This is a genomic window from Alteromonas sp. ABH4_456, from assembly GCF_056160645.1.
Genome location: NZ_JBSWXO010000011.1, coordinates 124,155 through 146,337 on the forward strand (window position 1 = coordinate 124,155; position 22,183 = coordinate 146,337).

The window sequence follows — 22,183 nt, forward strand, 5'->3', positions numbered from 1 at the left end:
AGCGTAATAACTATATAGACAGATTTACACTTCTAATAATGAAAGCAGGAGCAATGACATGACAGAAAAGCTAGATGATCAGGCGATTGCCGCAGCGCTCACGGAATTGAACGAAGGTTTAGCAGAAGATAAGCAGTGGGTTTTAAAAGAAGGGAAGTTGACGAAGCAATTTGCTTTCAGAAACTTTATCCGCGCCTTTGGCTGGATGTCTCAGGCTGCCATATGGGCTGAAAAACTACGCCATCACCCGGAATGGTTTAATGTTTACAATAAAGTAGATGTTGCATTGACGACCCATGATGCAGGTGGAATTACCGAGCTGGACTTCAAATTAGCTACCAAAATGGAGAGTCTTTTACAGTAATTTGTATGCGGTTTGAGCGGTCTGCCGGAATATTGTCCGAACAGTCAAAAAATTGCAATATTCTTACTTCTATCCCTTGCCAAGGATTAATGCCTATGTATAATACGCACCACTCAACGGCAGGGGGCTTTCAAACAGCCAACAGCCGGTAAGTAAACGGACGCGGGATGGAGCAGTCTGGTAGCTCGTCGGGCTCATAACCCGAAGGTCGTTGGTTCAAATCCAGCTCCCGCAACCACTTTACTTCTTTGAGAGCACAATCTATTTAATTCGGACGCGGGATGGAGCAGTCTGGTAGCTCGTCGGGCTCATAACCCGAAGGTCGTTGGTTCAAATCCAGCTCCCGCAACCACTCCGAATGTTTAAATTCTAATTTATTCCCGTATTTTTTCCACAAATAAGTCATCACTTTTTATTAAGTTGCGCTTCACCGTACTTTTTCGGCAACTTCACGACTTTCGCCCTGCAACTAATTTGTACTTCACTCAATAGCTGTTACGCTAACTATTGATAATAAACTATACACGGACTTACTGATGCTCGAATGGCTGATGTCTTTTTTTGTCATTCCTGACACCTCTCTGTTACTTACCGGCGAATATTCACCTGTTCTGGTAACTATTTCCATTTTTATATCGGTTGCTTCTTCTTATATGGCTTTCCGCGTAGCCGGTCAGGCCGCAGAATCTGAAGACAATAACCGGAGACTAATTTTGCTTGGTCTGGGAAGTCTGGCGCTGGGAGGCGGAATTTGGGCCATGCACTTCATTGGCATGCTGGCTTTTGAATTGTGTACTCCCGTTAGCTGGGCTCCGTGGACAACATTTATGTCCTTTATTCCCGGCGTGCTGGCAGCATTTGTTGCATTGCAAAGTTTGACTCACCGGAAAGTGAAATTTTCACAGATATTTATTAGCGGCGTCCTTGTCGGCTCGGGTATCGGGGCGATGCATTATACCGGGATGGCGGCTATGGAAATGGCGCCTCTGTTACGGTACAACCTGCCTGTTTTTGCCTTATCCATCGTTGTGGCGGTATTGCTGGCCATGTTGTCTTTATGGATAAAGTTCGGTCTGAAGCGATTTGCAATTTCCCGCGGATTTAAAGGTACCCGTGTTATCGCCAGCGTTGTGATGGGTTGTGCGATCACGGCAATGCACTATACCGGTATGGCTGCCGCCCGCTTTGTTGCCCCTCCCGGACTGGAAACCTCTGATCAGGATCAATCTCTGTCGTACATCCTTGCTGGCTATGTGAGTTTCTTCACGTTATTGATTATTGGCATTGTGATGGGCGTTACATTGTTGTTCCGTTACATGGATATTTCTCAAAAGGCTGAGAACAGCCGCCGTACCCAGCTTGCGCTGATGGATACTGCTATTGATGGCATCCTTACCGTCAATGGCCAGGGAACTGTGCTGAATATGAATCAGGCGGTGACAACCATACTGGGCTGGACAGAGGAAGATCTTACCGGTCACTCTATTCATCGTATGATTCCTGAAGAAATGCGCAGCCGCTACAATGAGCAATTTTTCCGGCAGGAAGTGGTTCCTGTTGATGAACAAATTATCGGAGTTAGCCGTGATGTGGAAGCACTTAATAAAACGGGCCAGCGGGTTCCGGTTCGGGTGGGTGTGGGCCACACCCGATTAGGTGAACAAAATCTGTTTGTGGTCATCGTGGGCGACAACCGCGAACGCATCGAAATGGAAAAGACTATCAGGGACAACGAAGCTAAGTTCCGGTCTTTTTTCCATAATATTCCCGGCATTGCTTATCGCAGTATGAATACACCCGGCTGGCCTTTCGAATTTGTCAGTGCGGCTGTTGAGGAATTCAGCGGATATCCGGTTTCAGCATTTATCCGTTCAGACTCACCGGTTACCCTTGAGCAACTGGTGCATGAGGACGACCGGGAGTCGTTCCTTACTGCCCGCCGTTCCGGCGCTGACTTTTATGTGGAATACCGTCTTGTTCATAAAGACGGAACAATAAAGTGGTTGCGCGAGTACGGCAACGTTGTACACAGCACCGACAAGTCAGTGAGCTGGGTCGACGGCTTTATTATGGACATCACTTCCCGTAAGGAAATGGAGGAAGAGCTGCGTCATGCGAAAAATGATGCCGAGCAGGCCGCTGCGGCCAGAGCCAGCTTCCTTGCTAATATGAGTCATGAAATCCGTACACCCATGAATGCCATTATCGGTTTCAGTGATATTTTACTGGATGAAAAACTCACAGACGGCCAGCATAAACACCTGACAACCATTAACCGGTCTGCGCGCTCGTTACTTCATTTACTGAACGATATTCTCGACAGTGCCAAACTTGATAAAGGCAAGCTTGATCTTGAATATCGTGATTTTTCAATTACCGAAGAAATTGACACGGTGATTTCTACCTACTGGCTTGAAGCGAAGAGAAAGGGGCTGATGCTGGGGGTCAGTGTTTCGCCATCTTTGTCTGATTACTATTACGGTGCTCCTGAGCGTATCCGGCAGGTGCTGAATAACCTTATCAGTAATGCCGTGAAATTCACTGCCCACGGCGAAGTTGATGTAGAAGTCTACCCGGACGCCGACGGTATGATCGCATTTTCCGTCAGCGACAGCGGTATCGGCATGACCAGCGACCAGGTGAGCCGGGTTTTTGATGCCTTTGCACAGGCAGATGCTTCCATGAGCCGCAAATATGGCGGTACAGGTCTTGGTACGACAATCAGTAAACAACTGGTTGAGTTAATGGGCGGCACGATCTCGGTGTCCAGCGAACCGGGAAGAGGCACTAATTTCACTTTCACGCTGCCTCTCACTGCGGTGGAAAAACAGGTCAGCGAAATCCGTGCAGCAACCGTTGAATTACCGCCACTGCACATTCTGGTGGTGGATGATATCAGCCAGAATATTGATCTTATCAGTTTGCTGCTAAACCGCGCCGGTCACACTGTTGATTTTGCAGAGAACGGTGCCAGAGCACTGGAAAAAATGAATAAAGGCAGTTTCGACATTGTGCTGATGGATTTACAGATGCCGGTAATGGACGGTTTGACAGCGGCGGCACGACGCCGTGAATATGAGCAGGTACATCAGCTGAAACAACTGCCTATTGTGGCCTTAACCGCCAGTGTACTGGTACAGGATAAACAGGATGCGATAAATGCCGGTATGGAAGGCTTTGCGAACAAGCCCATCGATTTTCCTGTACTGGTGAATGAAATTGCCAGAGTGCTGGGTTTTGAAACAAAGGAAAGTGTGCGTGAAACAGAAACAGCCAGAGAGGCCTGTGCAATAGATTATCGCCGCGGTGTGCAGCTTTGGGGCGATAAGGATACCCTGAATAAGGAAATCTCACAGTTCCTGCGCAACAGTCATGAAACTCTGACTAAACTGGTGAATTTCTTCGCTGATGATGATTACGAGCAGGTTGTGAAATATCTGCACGGCATGAAAGGTGTCAGCGGTAATCTGGGCTTAACAAAGCTGATGAATTTGTGCGGTGAGTTCGAGCGCAGCGCAAGAAATGATCATTTAAGCGCCGAAGATATTCCTACCCTTAAGACGGCATTGCGGGAAGTCGAAAATGAACTCAACCGGCAGACGGAAGAGCCTGCTGCAGAAGAGTCCCGTGAGGAAGTCGACATTACTGCCTTGCGTAACACACTGAATGCACTGCTGGTTTCAGCGGCGCAGAATCAGTTTGACGAATCTACCTATCAATATTGTGAAGGCCAGTATTTTGGCAGCTACAATGTACAGGTGCAGGGGATTTTACAGGATATGGATGATTTTGAATTTGAGCGTGCCGTTGAACGAATTAAGCAACTACTTGCATCTACAGAACAAACAGGGGAATAAGTGTGTTTGGTGAACCCGGAAAACCCAAATTACTGCTGGTAGATGACGAACCGGTTAACTTGCGGGTACTGAAACAATTATTAGGTAAAGACTACACCCTCTATTTTGCAAAAAGCGGTGATGAAGCCTTAAAGCTGGCTGAGAAACAACGTCCTGATCTTATTTTAATGGATGTGATGATGCCGGAAATGACAGGTTTCCAAGCCTGTACACATCTTAAAAAAACATCCGGTCTTCAGCATATACCGGTTATATTCGTTACTGCTCTTAACGATGCGACTGATGAAGCAGAAGGGTTTGCTGTCGGAGGTGTGGATTATATCACCAAGCCAATTTCGCCACCTGTGGTGCTGGCGAGGGTAAAGACCCACCTTTCCCTGGTGCAGTCAGACGAATTACGCCGCACCCGTATGCAAGTCATACAGCGACTCGGCCGGGCGGCGGAATATAAAGATAACGAAACAGGCATGCACGTGCTGCGCATGAGTCACTTCTCAAAAATCATCGCGCTGGCGTACGGTTTTTCTGAGGCGAGGGCAGATATGCTGCTTCACGCTGCCCCCATGCACGATATTGGTAAAATCGGGATTCCGGACAGTATTATGCTCAAACCCGGCAGACTCACTGATTCAGAATTTGAAGTCATGAAGACCCATCCCAAAATTGGTGCAGAAATACTCGGTGATGCAGACTCTGACCTCATGAATCTGGCGCGAATTGTTGCACTGACACACCATGAAAAATGGGATGGCACCGGGTATCCTGAAGGTCTCGCCGGGGAAGACATTCCCATTGAAGGGCGTATTGTGGCAGTGGCGGATGTTTTTGATGCGCTCACAAGCCGGAGACCATATAAAGAAGCCTGGCCGGTGGATAAAACCCTCGACTTTATGCATTCTCAGAGTGGTATTCATTTCGACCCGGCACTCATCGTATTACTCGACCAGTGTCTGGATGATATTTTAGAAGTGAAAGAACGCTGGAAAGATGATGATCCGAACCCGTTACTGAGTTGATATCTGGTCTGAGTACCAGTATAATGCGCTCCAACTAGTTAGTTAGCGGGCTTACTGGAGTATTTTACACGGTATACGCCTAACTATTTTGCAAACTTTTCTGCGTATTTTGCGTAGTTAAACCTGTATTGTTTGCAACTGCCTCTGGCAGACAGGGTTCAGATTCTTGCAAAAAGCCCCGCTAGTACGGGGCTTTTTGTTGTATTTAAACTGATTTATTCCCTTTTCAGGCAGTAAATTAAGTAGTTGGGCTATATGCCCTTTTTTCGTTTTTGGAGGTAAGGATTGGCAAAGCTTGAAGATAAACTGACCGAGATGCTTGAGCCGGGTGTTGAAGCCCTGGGTTACGAACTGGTAGGCGTGGAATTTGTACGTGCAGGTAAGCATTCGATTTTGCGTGTTTTTATCGACCATGAAAATGGTGTAACCGTTGATGATTGCGCGGAAGTCAGTTACCAGGCAAGTGCGATTCTTGATGTTGAAGATCCAATTACTACGGAATACAACCTGGAGGTGTCTTCTCCGGGTATGGATCGACCTTTGTTCAAGGCCAGGCACTATGAGCAGGCCGTGGGTGAAGTTATTCAGGCGCGTTTGACTGTGCCTATGGATAACCGGCGGAATTTCAAAGGAAAGTTATTGTCATGTGAAAATGGCATGATCAATATTGAAGTGGATGGCCAGCAGTTCCAGTTAGCTGTGGCGAATATCGAAAAAGCAAACATTGTTCCCACATTTGACTAATGGAACAGCACGCTTTCAGCGTAAGAAAGCATCAGTGAGGCGAAAATGAATAAAGAAATTTTGTTAGTGGCAGAAGCCGTTTCAAATGAAAAACAAGTGCCTAGAGAAAAGATCTTTGAAGCACTGGAGTACGCGATTGCCAGCGCAACGAAAAAGAAAAACGAAGGCGAAATTGAAGTACGCGTAAGCATTAACCGCACCACCGGTGATTTTGATACGTTCCGCCGCTGGGAGGTTGTTCCTGACGATCACGAACAGGAAAATCCGTATGCAGAAATGTCGCTGTCTGCCGCACAAGTTGACGATCCTGACGCACAACTGGGCGATTATGTTGAAGAGCAGATTGAATCTATTGCATTCGACCGTATTACTACGCAAACCGCCAAGCAGGTTATCGTACAAAAAGTACGTGAAGCTGAACGCGCGCAAATGGTTGCAGAATACGAAGACAAGGTTGGCGAACTGGTTACCGGCACGGTGAAGAAAGTTAACCGTGACAACATTATTATCGACCTGGGTAATAACGCTGAAGGTGTTATTTACCGTGACGATATGCTGCCCCGCGAAACCTTCCGTCCGGGCGACCGTGTACGTGGTCTGCTTTACGTTATCCGTCCTGAAGCCCGCGGTGCACAGCTGTTTATCAGCCGTACTCATCCTGACATGCTGGTTGAACTGTTCCGTCTGGAAGTGCCGGAAATTGCCGAAGAGACGCTGGAAATTAAGTCCGCTGCCCGCGATCCGGGTTCACGTGCAAAAATCGCTGTGAAGACAAACGATAAGCGTCTTGATCCTGTCGGTGCCTGCGTAGGTATGCGTGGTTCACGTGTGCAGGCTGTATCCGGCGAACTTGGCGGTGAGCGTGTTGATATTGTGCTTTGGGACGAAAACCCGGCACAATTCGTTATTAACGCAATGGCACCTGCTGAAGTGGCTTCTATCGTAGTAGACGAAGACGCCCATGCGATGGATGTTGCAGTGGAGCAGGACAACCTGGCACAGGCCATCGGCCGGAGTGGTCAGAACGTTCGCCTTGCAAGCCAGCTGACCGGCTGGGAACTGAATGTCATGACAGTTGCCGACCTGAACAAGAAGCACGAAGAAGAAACTGCCAAAGTACTTCAGGTGTTTGTTGAAGGTCTGGATATTGACGAAGATTTTGCAGAATTATTGGCTAGCGAAGGCTTTAGCACACTTGAAGAAGTAGCTTATGTCCCTGTTAGCGAACTGCTGGCCATTGACGGCCTTGATGAAGACACTGTTGAGGAACTGCGTAATCGTGCACGTGCTGCACTGACTACCCGTGCTCTGGCGAATGAGGAAACGCTGGAAGGCGCTGAACCGACTGAAGCGCTGTTGAACCTTGACGGTATGAATAAACACATAGCCTATGTCCTTGCTAGCCGTGGAATTACTGACCTTGAAGAGCTGGCTGAGCAGGGAACAGACGATATTAGTGATATCGAAGGATTGACCGAAGAAGACGCCGGAAAACTCATCATGGCGGCACGGAATATTGTCTGGTTTGGTGAAGAAGAAGGTCAATAAGGGGAAAAAGACTAAGATGGCAGAAGTATCCATAGAAAAGCTCGCCAGCGACATTGGAACAACCGTTGACCGACTGGTAACTCAGTTTAAAGATGCCGGTATTACGAAAGCAGTTGATGATTCCGTTACAGAAGATGAGAAACGTCAACTTCTTGAGCACCTGAGCAAGCAACACGGTAGCGCCGGTTCTGGCGAACCGACACGAATGACGCTGCAGCGTAAAACTACCAGCACGTTAAGTGTAGGCAAGTCTAAGTCTGTAAAAGTTGAAGTACGTAAGAAACGCACGTACGTGAAGCGCAGCGAAGTTGATGAACAGAAAGCGGCTGAAGAAGAGGCCCGTCTGGAAGAAGAACGCGCACGTCTTGAAGCTGAACAGAAAGCAGCAGAAGAAGCCGCTGCTGAAGCCGCCCGCAAAGTGGCTGAAGAAAAAGCGCGTGTAGAGGCGGAAGCGAAGAAGAAGGAGGAAGAAGAGCGTGCCCGTAAAGCTGCTGAAGAGAAAGCCCGCAAAGAATCTGAAGCGCCCGAGCTGAGTGCTGAAGAACTGGCTGAGCAGGAAGCTGCACGTCAGGAAGAAGAGCGCCTGCGTAAGCAACAGGAAGAAGAAGCGAAGAAAAAGCTTGAAGAAGAAGCAAAGCGTGCGGCTGAAGAAGCCCGTAAGCTGGCTGAAGAAAACGAGCGTCGCTGGAAAGAAGAAGAAGAGCGTCGTAAACGTGATGAGGCTGCTGAAGTTCATATGCACTCAAACCGTTACGCGCAGGAAGCGGAAGACGAAGAAGACATGCAAGTTGAGCGTTCTTCACGTCGCCGTAAAAAATCGAAGAGAAATGCCGGTGAGCATCTGAAGCAAGGCTTTAATAAGCCGGCTCAGCCAGTTGAACGTATTGTTAAACTAGGTGCGACTATTACCGTTGGTGAACTGGCTAACCGTCTGGCTGTTAAGTCTAACGAAGTTATCAAGACCATGATGAAAATGGGCGAGATGGCTACCATCAACCAGGTATTGGATCAGGATACTGCCACACTTGTTATTGACGAAATGGGTCATAAGTATGAGCTGGTTAATGACAATGCGCTGGAAGATGAACTGATGTCAGAATCCGGTCAGGGTGAGAAAATTACCCGTGCACCGGTTGTTACCATCATGGGTCACGTTGACCACGGTAAGACGTCATTACTCGACTACATTCGCCGCGCTAAAGTAGCCGCAGGCGAAGCCGGTGGTATTACTCAGCACATCGGTGCATATAAAGTTGAAACGGATAACGGCGAAATTGCCTTCCTGGATACACCGGGACACGCCGCGTTTACTGCAATGCGTGCACGTGGTGCAACCGCAACTGATATCGTAATCCTGGTTGTTGCAGCAGATGACGGTGTAATGCCGCAAACTAAAGAAGCGGTACAGCACGCGAAAGCGGCTGGCGTACCTCTGATTGTTGCCGTTAACAAAATGGATAAAGAAACAGCGGATCCTGATCGTGTTAAAACTGAACTGTCTCAACTGGAAGTTATTTCAGAAGAGTGGGGCGGTGAACACCAGTTTGTAAACGTATCTGCGAAAACAGGTATGGGTGTTGATGAGCTGCTTGAAGCCATCACGCTGCAAGCTGAACTGCTTGATCTGAAAGCTGTACCGAATGGTCCGGGTCGTGGTCTGGTGATTGAGTCGCGTCTTGATAAAGGCCGTGGTCCCATTGCATCGGTTCTCGTTCAGGAAGGTGAAGTGCGTGCCGGCGATATCTTATTGTGTGGTGAAGAGTACGGCCGTGTTCGTGCTATGCGCGACGAAAACGGTATCGAGCTGAAAGTAGCTGGTCCTTCTACACCTGTTGAAGTACTGGGTTTATCCGGTGTACCGGTAGCCGGTGAAGACGCAGTCGTTGTACAGGACGAGCGTAAAGCCCGTGAAGTAGCTGCCAAGCGTCATCAGAAGAAACGTGAACTGAAACTTGCCCGCCAGCAGAAAGCGAAACTGGAAAACATGTTTGCAAACATGGAAGCCGGTGATATCAGCGAACTGAACATCGTACTGAAAGCTGACGTACAAGGTTCTGTGGAAGCGATTTCTGAATCACTGCTGAAACTGTCTACTAACGAAGTTAAAGTGAACATTGTTGGTAGTGGTGTAGGTGGTATTACTGAAACTGACGCCACACTTGCAGCGGCCTCCGGCGCTATCATTCTTGGTTTCAACGTACGTGCCGATGCAACTGCCCGCCGCGTCATTGAAGGTGAAGAAATCGATCTGCGCTACTACAGCGTTATCTATAACCTGATTGACGAAGTGAAAGCGGCAATGAGCGGTATGCTTGCCCCGGAATTCCGTCAGGAAATCATCGGTCTTGCTGAAGTACGTGATGTGTTTAAATCACCGAAACTGGGTGCCATCGCAGGTTGTATGGTTACTGAAGGTATCGTGAAGCGCAGCAATCCAATCCGTGTTCTTCGCGACAACGTAGTTATCTACGAAGGTGAGCTGGAATCACTGCGTCGCTTTAAAGACGACGTGCAGGAAGTACGTAACGGTATGGAATGTGGTATCGGCGTTAAGAACTACAATGACGTAAAAGTTGGCGACCAAATCGAAGTATTTGAAGTCATCGAAGTTGCACGTCAAATTTAGTCCTGAAATGGCTGAATGACAAAGCGGGGGCGTTAGCCCCCGTTTTTGTCCTTATAGCCTGATGCAGGTATGAGGAGTTAACTATGGCACGGGAATTTTCTCGTACAGACAGAGTGGCGCAACAGGTTCACAAAGAAGTTGCCAGCATTCTGCAAAATGAATACAAGCACCGGGTGGGTAATATCCCTATTATCACGGTGGCAGACGTGGAAGTCTCCAGAGATTTGGCACACGCGAAAATCTTCATTTCAATTTATGGTGCCGAAGAAGAAGAGGCCAAAGCGCATACAAAACAACTGGAAGAGTCAAAGGGCTTCGTTCGTTCGTTGCTGGCTAAACGCTTGCGCATGCGCAGTGTGCCGCATTTGCATTTCTTCCGCGATGAATCGCTTACCGAAGGTATTCGCATCTCTAACCTGGTCTCTAAAACAATTGCGAAAGATGAAGCGAAAAGTAAACAGCGGGACGAAGAGCAGGATTAATGGGCAGACGTCGTAAGGGCCGTAGTATCAACGGTGTATTGCTGTTGAATAAGCCAACAGGCGGTTCATCTAACCAGATTTTACAAAAAGTACGCTGGTGCTATAAAGCGGCGAAAGCCGGTCATACCGGCGCGCTGGATCCGCTGGCCAGCGGCATGTTACCCATATGCCTGGGCGAAGCGACAAAATTTTCCCAGTTTCTGTTAGATGCTGATAAAACTTACGAAGTCACCATGCACCTGGGCGTCAGAACGACCACGTCCGATGCTGACGGCGAAGTCGTGGAAGAAAAGCCGGTAAATGTTTCTGAGGATGAAGTCCGCAGTGCCTGCATGGCGTTTCTTGGTCAAAGCAAGCAAATCCCTTCCATGTTTTCAGCATTGAAGCACCAGGGAAAGCCGCTTTATTACTATGCGCGTCAGGGCATTACAGTAGAAAGAGAAGCCCGGGATATCACCATTTTCGAGCTGGAAATTACCCGCATGGCGCTGCCGGATGTTGACATGCGTGTGCGTTGCAGCAAAGGTACTTATATCCGTTCACTGGTGGATGACATTGGTCAGCAATTGGGTTGCGGCGGTTACGTTACCCGTCTGCATCGTACGGAAGTTGCTGATTATCCTGCAGATAAGATGGTATCTCTGGATGACGTAATTGCTATGCAGGAAGCTCTGGATGAGGGGGAGTTTGACACCCTTGATCAACTGCTGTTACCCATGGACACGGCTGTTTTATCATTACCGGAAATCATGCTGGACTCGCAGCAATGTGCCCGTTTTGAACATGGTCAGAGTGTTCTGCCTGACAGCACGGCAACACTTGTTGCCGGTGAACAATACCGGGTGTATACCAGACAAGATGATGAAGTATTGTTTCTGGGAGTTGGAGAAGGCGTGTTATCGCCGAAAGACCAGCCCCGTGCAGATGCCGGTGAGGTATTTGTTTCGCCGAAACGCAGAGTCGTCTACACAGATTGATTTTACTTGCGTATGGTAACGTCATCGTTATAATACGCGCTCTCATAATTTCGCTGAATTAGTGATCGGCGGGATTTAATCCAATCAGGAGAAAATTATGTCACTAACTAAAGAAGAAACAGCACAAATCGTAGCTGATTATGGCGTTAAAGAAGGTGATACTGGTTCACCTGAAGTACAGGTTGCACTGTTGACTCACAACATCAACAAACTGCAAGGTCACTTCTCTGGCCACAAGAAAGATCACCACTCACGTCGTGGTCTGCTGCGCATGGTTAGCCAGCGTCGTAAGCTGCTTGATTACCTGAAAGGTAAGAACGCAGAACGTTATCTTGATCTGATCAAGCGTTTAGGTCTGCGTCGCTAAGACACAGTTCTGAACGAAAAAAGCGCCGTAAGGCGCTTTTTTTGTGTCTGCAGATTTTTCTAGCCGGGGTTAGTATCTGCTGAGCAGACCGGTAGATGGCAGAAAACAGTCTCTAAAATACTCTGGCTTGCGGCAGACTGTCGCCTGCCGGCAACAGATTACTGAGGTTGGGGCTGACTGACGACGACTTTTGTCGCTATTTCACGGATTTCGTTTTCCATGCCGCTGATACGGCCTGCCAGGCTGTTGTTACGGTTTTCCAGAACTGAAATCTTGTCAGACAGGCTCTTAACCGTTTGCGCCTGTGATGCTTTATCACCGGCCGCCTGTTCAAGCTGAACATTAAGGGCAAGAATTTCATCAGCCAGACCACTTAACTGGTTGTTCAACGAAACCACCTTACTTTGCTGGGCTTTTAAATCTTCAGCGACGGCAGTAACCGACTTCTTCAGTCCGTTTTCTGTGGCGTTAAGTTTATCACCTAAATCCGTGATTTCTTTCTGATTACGGCGCCAGGCTGAGGCCCAGAGCTTATCCATCTGATCCCACAATTCATTGCTTTTGTCCGTCAGCTCACTCACTTTCACCTGTAGCGCAACAGTGGATTCACCCATTTCTTCGCCCGTTGCAGAGAGTTTTCTTTCCAGCTGGGCAATACGTGAATCAGCATCTTCAGCAGCGATTTGTTGTTTCTGCAGTTGATCATACAAGTAATAGCATCCGCCACAGCCGCCCAGAGCCACCACGGCGACAAGGGCAATCCACAATCCGTTACCGCCACCGCCACTTTTTTCAGAAACAGGTGACGCCGGTTTTTTGGTGCCTGACGGTGAACTTGTGTCCGCTTTAATGGTGTGCGCAGCGGTGTGCTTTTTTTGCTGGTAGTCGCGGCGATCTTCATCATCCAGTCTGATGGTAGGAAAATCATCGTTTCTTGAATCGTTAGACATACTTACTCTTTTGAAAACTCAACTTCAGGTGATTAATCTTGCTAATAAGGAAGATGGTATCCTTAATCCCATACCAATACCATTCTCCGCGGGAAATAACAATGCACGCAGGGTGCATTGTTATTAAATTCCCACAAGTTACAGCAAAGGGCAGGCCAGTTTGCTGTTTATGGCAGTCAACTGGCCGGTTAACGACTTATTTATCACCAATCCACTGAACACGGTAGAGATCACGACGTCTGTCCAAATAGTTGCGGACAGACCCTTCATTTTGCAGTTTGGTGAGCTTGTCGAGGTCAAGATCAACAATCAGCGTCATCTCAGTGTTTGGTGTTGTCTCAGACACGATGGCATCGTGAGGGAACGAGAAATCAGAAGGTGAGAACACCGCAGTTTGTCCGTACTGAATATCCACGTTATCTACTTTCGGCAGGTTGCCCACGCTGCCGGCGATGGCCACATAACACTCGTTTTCAATGGCACGGGCCTGTGCACAACGACGTACCCGCAGATAACCATTCTTGGTATCCGTCCAGAAAGGAACAAACAGGATCTGCATTTCTTGTTCTGACTGGATACGGGCGAGTTCAGGGAACTCCACGTCATAACAAATCAAAATGCCAATTTTACCAAAGTCTGTGTCAAAGACATTCAGGGCGTTACCGCCTTTCATGATCCAGTCTTTCTTCTCATGTGGGGTAGGGTGAATTTTATACTGGCTGTCTATGGTACCGTCGCGGCGGCACATGTAACTGACATTATATAATTCTTCGTCTTCCACAACCGGCATTGAACCGGCAATGATAGTAATGTTGTAACTCACCGCGAGATGAGAAACGGCGGTAAGAATTTCATCCGTATAGCTTGCCAGATGCCAGATGGCATCAATGGACTCCTGTGACTCACTAAGTCCCATCAACGGTGCATTAAAGAACTCGGGAAACAGCGCAACGTCGCAGCCATAGTCTGATAAAGCATCCACAAAATACTCTACCTGTTGCAGTAACTCTTCAACGTTCTCAAAGTAACGCATTTGCCACTGAATACAGCCGATGCGGGCATTCGATTTCTTGCCGCCGAATAAACGTGGATTACCCGGTTCATAATAGATATTGTGCCACTGAAGCAGTGTGGCATAACCCCGGGAGGCTTCATCTTCCGGCAAATAGGCCTTCAGAATTTGTTTTACCTCGAAACCGTTGGATAACTGAAAGGTTAAGATAGGGTCATAAATGTCTTTCGACTTCACCGCTTCAATGTATTCATACGGCGTCATTTCGTGACTGTGTTTGCCGTAATTCGGAATGCGGCCGCCAGCCATAATAGACTGCAGATTCAGATTCCGGCATAACTCTTTCCGCGCTTCATATAAGCGCCGGCCAAGTCGAAGTCCGCGGTAATCCGGACATACAATGACTTCTACTCCGTAGAGCACATCACCGTTAGGATCGTGGGTGGTGAGGTATGCGTCACCGGTAATCTCATCATAGGTATGTTTGTCGTCAAACTGGTCGTAATCCACAATAACTGAAATGGCAAACGCAACCACTTTGCCTTTATCTTCTATGCAAATCTGGCCCTCAGGAAAGGTGGTAACCTGAGCTTTGTAATTTTTAAATGGCCAGGCGCCTCCCACGTTGGCGTAAACCTTGTCCATCAGTTCTTTCACATCATCATAGTCATCCAGCGTTAAGTTACGCAGTTCCAAATGATGCTCTGTTTCTTCGTTATGATGAATATCCTGACTCATTAAATTCGCCTTACTCTCTGATTTTACTACACCGGATGTATACACCATGACAGAAAGAAAAGATCCTTTCCATCGCCTTGTCACAGTGGTTAAAAATTGATTGCCAAAACCACTTTTCCGTCGTATAAGTCCGCCAGTTTTTTTACTTACTCACACACAATAATGACTGCACTTCTGGCTGATGACATTCCTGTCGACACGTCGCTTTTTACCCGTATCGCGGATGACATTTATTCGCAGGGATACAGCGTACAAGAATATGCTCTACCTGAAGCATTGGCGAATGCTTTATTTTTGCAAAACAATGCGATGAGTGAAGCGGAGTTTCAGGCTGCCGGTATTGGTCGTAGTACTGATTTTCAGGAAAACAGCTTCGTACGCCGCGATGAAATTTGCTGGATAGACGGCTCGTCAGCGGCGGGTGCTGACTGGCTGTCCTGGACAGCACAGCTTAAACAGTTTCTGAACCGTAATCTGATGCTGGGTCTGTATTCCTTTGAAAGCCATTTTGCCGTGTATCAACCCGGGGCATTTTATAAACGTCATCTCGATGCCTTCAAAGGTCAGGCGAACCGTGTTCTGTCTCTGGTCACTTATCTGAATCCGGACTGGCAGGAGGTTGACGGCGGTCAGCTGGTCATTTATACCAGTGAAGAAGACAAAACCGGTATTCGCGTATTACCTAAATTCGGTACCGTTGTGGTGTTTCTGAGTGAGGAGTTTCCTCATGAAGTATTACCGGCTACCCGCAGCCGGTCGTCTATTGCTGGCTGGTTCAGGGTTAACGGCACCATCGGTGACGTCATTGACCCTCCTCAGTAACCAGCAGATTCATCGCTTCTTTGTAATCAAGGTTTATGATGGCAGTGATAATAGCTTCACTGCCATCCTCACCGTACTTGTCTTCCAGTGTATTCCGGTAAGGTTCAACGTCGCTCTTGCGCAGATAATGATGGTTTTTAACGGCCAGAATTAATTCATCCAGTCCGGCTTTCGTTTCCCCGCCCTCCGGTTCAATAAAAGGCTTGCAAGCCTTCAGCGCCTTACCGGTATTGTTGTAAACGATATTAAATTCTTTTCTCAAATCCCGCGTTGACTGCAGTTTACCTGATTTGTGTAAGTGCTCTGCTTCTTTAACCAGGGTTTCCAGCCGGGTGGCCCCGATGCACATGGATAAGCCTTTCATCGTGTGCAGGCGCCGGCCAATCTTTTCATCGTCGCCATGCTCACTGAGTTCTTCATCAAATTTGGCAAAATGAAGATGGAAGTTTTCCAGCAAACCCAGATACGTCAATACATCATTTCCCAGTCTGCCTGTGGCGGCATCAATGTCGAAGCCAATCAGCGTGGTCGCCAGAGCTTTGCGGATAGCTGCATTATCCTGCTCCTGTTGGTCCCGGGGCAATCTGACGACTGAATCTGCTCTGGCAATTTTTTTAACGAGTACTCTTTCCAGCAGATTGTATAAGTCTTCTCTGACTACAGGTTTGGCGATATGTCCGTCCATACCGGTCGACACCACTTTTTCTTTATCCGACTCCATCACCGCAGCAGACATGGCATAAATGGGAATAGTTTTACCTACCGGCAAGTTGCGAATTTTGCGGGCAGCGGTAAATCCGTCCATATTCGGCATCTGCAAATCCATCAATACAATATCAAAAGGTTTTTTCTGAAATTTACTGATGGCCTCAACACCATCTTCAGCTACGACTACTTCCAGCCCTACAGCATTCAACAACTCTGTAGCGACAAACTGGTTTGTAGGATGATCTTCCACAAGCAGCACAGATGCGCCGCTGAACATCAGTGGCGGTTTTTCTTTTGTCCTGTCTTTTAACGTGTGATTACGATTTAAAATAGCGGTGACGGATTCTTCAAGGTCGGACATCACAAAAGGCGTGACAAGCCAGGCCGATGCCGTGCTTAAAATAATATCACTGGCTTTTTCATGAAAATGGCTTTCAGAACTCAAAAAGATAACGCCTTTCGTTATCATATTATCGTGCTGATTGCTGAGCAGTGCTTCCATAACTGAGCCTTTTTCTGCATTATTCAGTGTTGTCATATCAATCATAACAACGTCGAAATCTGTGTCCCATTTCTGATGCAGGTAGTTGTAATTATCGACAATGCTGACCTCGCAGCCCACAGAGGTAAAGTACTGTTCTATAACAGGAATATGCCGTGAAGAATTCCCGATAATCAGTGTTCTGGCATTCAGCAATTTCCCTTCCAGCGTGGTGGCATGGTGCGCGTCAGCGACAAGTGGCAGGGTGAGAGTAAAGGTGCTGCCTTCACCCGGCGTACTTCTTACGGTCAATGAGCCGTATAACAGTGTGGCAAGGTGTTTACAAATTGACAGGCCCAGACCGGTGCCGCCAAACCTGCGGCCAATAGAACTGTCAGCCTGAGAGAAAGACCTGAACAGACTTTCAAGCTTCTCCTTATCAATGCCGATGCCGGTGTCAGATACCGCAAACTTCACCATATACGTGCCGGATACGGGGCTGAGTTCAGCTGTTACAGACAGGGTAACTTCCCCTTTTTCAGTAAACTTAATGGCATTACCTAACAGGTTGTTGATGATTTGAGCAATGCGTGTGGCATCACCGATAACAAACCGGGGAACGCTTTTTCCGATGTCTGAATCGATAAACAGGTTCTTTTGTGTCGCCGTGGTAGAGAACAAGTGCAGGCTGTTTGATAACATTTTGTAGAGATCAAAAGGCGTGTTATCGATTTCCAGTTTGCCGGCTTCCAGCTTAGAATAATCAAGAATATCATTGAGAATTTGCAGTAAAGAGCGGGATGAGGCCTGCACTTTTTTCAGATATTCCCGCTGCTTATTACCCATTTCCATTTTCAGCACCATGTCTGTTAATGCGATCACAGCATTCATGGGGGTACGGATTTCATGGCTCATGTTAGCTAAAAATTCACTTTTAGACTGATTGGCATCTTCAGCACGGTCTTTCAGTGATAACAGATTGTCCTGCATCTTTTTCAGTGGTGTGATATCCAGAAAAGATCCCATGATTTTGAGTGGCCGGCCTTTGTCGTTTCTGTCAAAGACCACATCCTGCGCCATTAACCATAACCAATTTCCGTTAATGTGTTTTACACGGTACTGGAGGGTGAATACATTACCGTCGGTAGGATCACTGAGCAGATGATGGAAATGATGTTTTACCTTGCCCAGGTCTTCGGAGTGGATCAGCGAACTGATACCTCCGTTCAGATTATTGAGCTGTTCAAGAGAGTATCCGGTAATTGCAGTATAGCGGTCGTTAACAAACTGATTTTTTCTGTTTTTTACATCGAAAATGTAGACGCCTGCAATGGAAGCGTTAATTGCTCTTCGCGTGATGCTTTCACTTTCAATCAACTGCCCCTGAAGCTGTTTTGCTTCAGTGACATCTTCAAACATCACGACCAGCTTACCCGGGGAAGTATGAAACAAATACAATTGAAGGCTCTGTAAACCGGGAACGGGGAGAGTAATTTCGGTTTTAATCGCTTTTTCATGGCCTTCTGCGACAGATTGCATCTTTGCTGTCAGCGCTGGCTGTGAAATAAATACATCAGGCTCGCATTCCGAAAGCAGTCCGTCAGCAATAGTATTTGATTTCAGTAATACAAACTCTTCCTGATGATATTTATAAAAATGGACACCCAATGGCATATGTTCAATGAGGCTGTCGGTGGTGGAGCGGCTGGCCGCTAATGCCTGCTCGTTGTGTAACCGTTCGCTGATATCCTGCACAGACACATAAACCATGTGCGCATCGTGTTGAGCACGGTTAAGACGGATCTCCAAAGGTACAGGGCTGCCATCTTTTTTATAACCCGTCACTATCCGGTTCATGCTCAGTGCTGCATCAATGGCGCTGCCGTCGATGAATTGTTGCATGAGTTGATCATGTTTTTCCGTGAACTCAGTGGCCACCAACAGATTGATATGGCGATTTTCAAGTTCATCTTTTTCATAACCAAAAATAGAGCAGGTCGCTTTGTTAGCGACAGTAATTATACCATCGGAAGCCAGCACCATGATGCCCACATGGGCACTGTCTGTACTTTCACGCAATATTAAATCCTGCTGGTGCTCATTTTCCAGGCGTAAATTTTCCAGCTTGGCATTGCTGGCGTCTTCCATCGCTTTTTTTAACTGATTAACGTTTGGCAATTGCAGAGCGGCAGGAATGGAACTATATACTTTATAGGCGGTAATACACGAAACAATGGCGGTGACGAGTTTGGCGATACCATGGAGGCCGGAAGTACCATGCCAGATAAAGAAGATACTGATGAGATGCGTCACACCACATAAAGCTATGAAAAGAGAGAAAAGGATAAAAATACCTTTAAACTTTAGATCGCTTCGCTGCCTGACAAAGTAAAAAATGGCAATGGGAATTGAGAAGTATGCCGTGGCAATGAGCAGGTCAGAGATGACATTTAGCCACAAAATTTCCGGGTTCCACAGGTAGCAGTGTCCGTGCGGCATGAAGTTAGTACGCAATAAGTTATCTAATACGTTGGACATAAAAAGTCGTTTTGTTCGCCATGTATTTCATAATAGAAAGGTTTTTGTATTACTGCGAGTTGTTATTGGTTTAAGAAACAGGATTTCAAAAAATGCCCATATCACGTTCCCGCGTGCTAATTGTCGATGATGACATTACGACAATCAGGCTGATCGCCGAAGCACTGGCGACAGATTACGAAGTGATTATTGCAACGGATGCAGAGGATGGCTTGGAACAGGCTATTTCAACTGAGCCTGAGCTTATTCTTCTTGATGTATTGATGCCGGAAATTAACGGCTTTTCTTTATGTCGGAAATTAAAGTCTGACGAGCGTACCCGCCGTATTCCCGTAGTGTTTGTTACCGGTTTAACCGAAGTCAGTGACCAGGCTAAAGGTTTCGAAATTGGTGCGGTTGACTACATTACTAAGCCTATCGAAGTGCCGTTGTTGCGGGCGCGGGTAAAAACCCATGTGCGCCTTTACCGGCAAACTATGCAACTGGAGTCGCTGGCCGCCACAGATCCTCTCACCGGGCTTTCTAACCGGCGTAAGTTCGATGAGAGTCTTGCCCATGAAATCGAGCGTTGTCAGCGTAGTCAGAGCGAACTGGCATTGTTGATGATCGATATAGATGATTTCAAAGCCTATAATGATAAATACGGCCACGGTAAAGGTGACGATTGCCTGATCACCGTAGCTAAGTTACTTAAAGACAATGCCCGCAGGGGAACAGATTTATGCTGTCGTCTGGGCGGGGAAGAATTCGGTATTATACTGGGTGAGACCGACAGAGCCGGCGCAATGACGCTGGCTGAGTACATCATTTCTGTGTTCAACGAGTTAAAGCTGCCTCATGAAACGGCCTCAGCCTTCCCTTTTTTGACTGTAAGTATTGGGGTGTCAGTTATGGATATGCGCAGTGCCCTGAAAAACCGCGTATATGGCCGTGACCTGGTAGACAAAGCGGATGAAGCGTTATACCGGGCTAAATCTCTGGGCAGGAACCGCGCCGAATTTATACCTCTTGCATTTCCTATGGTAAAAAAAATAGGATAAAACCCGTAGCCGGTCTGCTTCATATTGCTACTAAAGTCGTAACAGTTTATTGTAAACGGTAAATATTGCGAACTTTACACAGATGGCAGGCCGCATTTCATTCCGGTGAGACGGAATTAACATGGTGAGTGTGTGCTGCCACTGAACAGGGAAGAAACGCAAAGGCATTCGGATTAGCAGTAAGATTGGATACACAAATTGGAAAAGTTTCCTCCACTTGTCCCCGCAGAAGAGTTAAAAGTCCTGATTATCGATAATCAGGGTCTGGTTCATGATGTTATCAGCAACGCCTTAAAAGAAGTCGGCATCCGCCGTGTGGACAGTGCATTTAATGCCTTTCACGCTGTTCGCCTTTGTGAGCAGAACACTTATGACTTTGTCATGATCGCTTTTAATGTGAGTGTGGATAAAGACGGCTTTCATTTGTTTGAAGAGCTCAAGCACCACAGTCATATCACAGATAAGACCACGGTTATCTTTCTCAGTGCCGAAACCAGTCAGGCGCTGGTGAACTGCATTGTTGAGTTGCAACCTGCAGATTTCTGGGTCAAACCGCTGGATCGCAACCGTATTGAGCAACGGTTGCGCTATCTGATTAACATCAGAAGTAAGCTGCATAAGCTGCAATGTTGTCTTAATCAACAGGATTATTCTACCGCTGTTTATTACGCAGAGCGTCAACTGATGGATAAATCCGTCAGCGAATACCATCCCCGCCTGAAGCGTATAATCGGCGAAAGCTATCTTGCATTGCGTGACTACACCACTGCAGAAGTGTATTTCAGGAAACTGCTGCAGCAATACGATCATGCCTGGGTGCATATGGGACTGGCCAGATCGTTACTTCGTCAGAATAAACTGGAAGAAACTGAAACCCTGGTGGAAGATTTGCTGCAACGTGATGATACCCGCTTCCTCACATACGATTTACTTGCACAGTATTACATTGAAAAGGAAGAATTTGATAAGGCGTATGAGCAGATGCGTGAGGCCAGTAAGCTGGCGCCGCGGAATATCGAACGTAACAAACGCTTATGGGATCTTGCCAGGTTAAACCATGACAAGCCCGGTCAGTTAATGGCTGTGCAAAATATGGCAAAGTACGCCAAAAATTCAATTCACGATTCGCCGGAACTGACCCTTAATGTTATGCGTGCAACGCTCGATATGGCTACCACCGCTTCTGCCAGTGACGCTGAAAAGCTGGTGAGAAAAGTTGAAGCAGAACTGGCGGAACTGAGTAAACAGCAGGGACTGGATAAAGTACTGACCGAGCAATTTTCTGTACTCAATGCCAGAGTATTGTGTTTGCGTAATCAGAAAAAATCCGCCGAAGCGATCATGAAGACCAAAAAGCCGGATACGGACGGTCTGTCTATGGAAGACAACCTGGATAAAATGAAAGCGTTCCATGAACTGGGTATGCGGGAGCATTGCCTGGCGTTACTGGAAAAACTGCATAAACAGATTGCCGGGGATACCTTTACCAGTCAGGTTGTTGATGAATACCTGAAACAGGAATCTATCGAGCGCAAAGAGATTAATTTTACCACCCGTGAGCTAAAAGACATGGCTGCGGTAAATTACAAAGAGAATCGTTTTGTGCCGGCGTACAATAACCTGCGACAGGCACTCACGTTATCTCCCGGCAATAAGCAAATTGCGCTGAGCCTGCTTAAGGTACTGGTGCAACTGAATAAGAAAGAACCTTTGAGCGACGAACAGCTGGAACAGGCTGTAAAAGCTGCTACTACGTTATCCGGCGACGGTCTGGGCACTACCCAGGCAGAAAAGCGCAACGAATACGTGCATTTGCTGAATATCGAAGAGCAACTGAGCGGGGTTGATGAACCAGCCTCTTCTTTACTGACCTGACACATCGCCCGATGCCGGCAGCTACGGGTTAGCTGCCG

Annotated in this window: 15 protein-coding genes and 2 tRNA genes; 14 read left to right on the forward strand and 3 right to left on the reverse strand. The window is 47.3% G+C overall.

The window, feature by feature from the left end; translation table 11 throughout:
- The first annotated feature begins 58 nt into the window (after positions 1–58).
- The 11 genes from ACXAG2_RS16495 to rpsO all read left to right on the forward strand — a co-directional run bounded on the left by ACXAG2_RS16495 (position 59) and on the right by rpsO (position 11,981).
- Positions 59–364: a 4a-hydroxytetrahydrobiopterin dehydratase gene (locus ACXAG2_RS16495; protein WP_474868744.1), complete on the forward strand. Its 306-nt coding sequence runs from the start codon at positions 59–61 to the stop codon at positions 362–364.
- 161 nt (positions 365–525) lie between these two features.
- Positions 526–602, forward strand: a tRNA-Met gene (locus ACXAG2_RS16500).
- 37 nt (positions 603–639) lie between these two features.
- Positions 640–716: transfer RNA gene (locus ACXAG2_RS16505), tRNA-Met, on the forward strand.
- Positions 717–900: 184 nt separating this feature from the next.
- Positions 901–4,221, forward strand: coding sequence for an MHYT domain-containing protein (locus ACXAG2_RS16510; protein WP_474868746.1), 3,321 nt, complete (start codon positions 901–903; stop codon positions 4,219–4,221).
- A 2-nt stretch (positions 4,222–4,223) separates the two neighbouring features.
- Positions 4,224–5,237, forward strand: coding sequence for a response regulator (locus ACXAG2_RS16515; RefSeq protein WP_474868749.1), 1,014 nt, complete (start codon positions 4,224–4,226; stop codon positions 5,235–5,237).
- Between the two features lie 285 nt (positions 5,238–5,522).
- Positions 5,523–5,981: a ribosome maturation factor RimP gene (gene rimP / locus ACXAG2_RS16520; protein ID WP_119501016.1), complete on the forward strand. Its 459-nt coding sequence runs from the start codon at positions 5,523–5,525 to the stop codon at positions 5,979–5,981.
- Positions 5,982–6,026: 45 nt separating this feature from the next.
- Positions 6,027–7,529 carry a transcription termination factor NusA gene (nusA, locus tag ACXAG2_RS16525; protein ID WP_303574330.1) on the forward strand — a complete coding sequence of 501 codons (1,503 nt, stop codon included), beginning with the start codon at positions 6,027–6,029 and terminating at the stop codon, positions 7,527–7,529.
- Between the two features lie 16 nt (positions 7,530–7,545).
- Positions 7,546–10,155 (forward strand): translation initiation factor IF-2, encoded by a 2,610-nt coding sequence (infB, locus tag ACXAG2_RS16530; RefSeq protein WP_474868752.1) that lies wholly within the window; start codon positions 7,546–7,548, stop codon positions 10,153–10,155.
- 83 nt (positions 10,156–10,238) lie between these two features.
- The gene (rbfA, locus tag ACXAG2_RS16535) at positions 10,239–10,637 is read left to right on the forward strand and encodes a 30S ribosome-binding factor RbfA (RefSeq protein ID WP_474868754.1); all 399 of its coding nucleotides are present in this window, start codon (positions 10,239–10,241) and stop codon (positions 10,635–10,637) included.
- A complete protein-coding gene (gene truB, locus ACXAG2_RS16540; protein WP_474868757.1) occupies positions 10,637–11,614 on the forward strand; it encodes a tRNA pseudouridine(55) synthase TruB in 978 nt (325 codons plus the stop codon). The genes rbfA and truB overlap by 1 nt, the downstream gene beginning before the upstream one ends.
- 97 nt (positions 11,615–11,711) lie before the next feature.
- Positions 11,712–11,981, forward strand: a complete 270-nt coding sequence (gene rpsO, locus ACXAG2_RS16545) for a 30S ribosomal protein S15 (RefSeq protein WP_070125244.1) — start codon at positions 11,712–11,714, stop codon at positions 11,979–11,981.
- Positions 11,982–12,139: 158 nt separating this feature from the next.
- Here the strand turns inward: rpsO and ACXAG2_RS16550 are convergent, their stop codons facing one another.
- Both ACXAG2_RS16550 and ACXAG2_RS16555 read right to left on the reverse strand, forming a co-directional pair.
- Positions 12,140–12,931: a hypothetical protein gene (locus ACXAG2_RS16550; protein ID WP_474868759.1), complete on the reverse strand. Its 792-nt coding sequence runs from the start codon at positions 12,929–12,931 to the stop codon at positions 12,140–12,142.
- 196 nt (positions 12,932–13,127) lie between these two features.
- Positions 13,128–14,681: a bifunctional GNAT family N-acetyltransferase/carbon-nitrogen hydrolase family protein gene (locus tag ACXAG2_RS16555; protein WP_303574325.1), complete on the reverse strand. Its 1,554-nt coding sequence runs from the start codon at positions 14,679–14,681 to the stop codon at positions 13,128–13,130.
- A gap of 162 nt (positions 14,682–14,843) precedes the next feature.
- On the opposite strand from ACXAG2_RS16555, the gene ACXAG2_RS16560 reads away from it, so the two are divergent.
- Positions 14,844–15,503, forward strand: coding sequence for a 2OG-Fe(II) oxygenase (locus ACXAG2_RS16560; RefSeq protein WP_474868762.1), 660 nt, complete (start codon positions 14,844–14,846; stop codon positions 15,501–15,503).
- Here ACXAG2_RS16560 and ACXAG2_RS16565 read toward each other — a convergent pair.
- The gene (locus tag ACXAG2_RS16565) at positions 15,484–19,230 is read right to left on the reverse strand and encodes a PAS domain S-box protein (protein ID WP_474868764.1); all 3,747 of its coding nucleotides are present in this window, start codon (positions 19,228–19,230) and stop codon (positions 15,484–15,486) included. The two genes, ACXAG2_RS16560 and ACXAG2_RS16565, sit on opposite strands and share 20 nt — an antisense overlap.
- Positions 19,231–19,322: 92 nt before the next feature.
- Here ACXAG2_RS16565 and ACXAG2_RS16570 point away from each other — a divergent pair, with 92 nt between their 5' ends.
- Positions 19,323–20,270: a diguanylate cyclase domain-containing protein gene (locus tag ACXAG2_RS16570; RefSeq protein ID WP_474868767.1), complete on the forward strand. Its 948-nt coding sequence runs from the start codon at positions 19,323–19,325 to the stop codon at positions 20,268–20,270.
- Between the two features lie 198 nt (positions 20,271–20,468).
- Entirely contained in the window at positions 20,469–22,145 is a 1,677-nt protein-coding gene (locus tag ACXAG2_RS16575) for a response regulator (protein WP_474868770.1), read from the forward strand.
- The last annotated feature ends 38 nt before the right edge of the window (positions 22,146–22,183 follow it).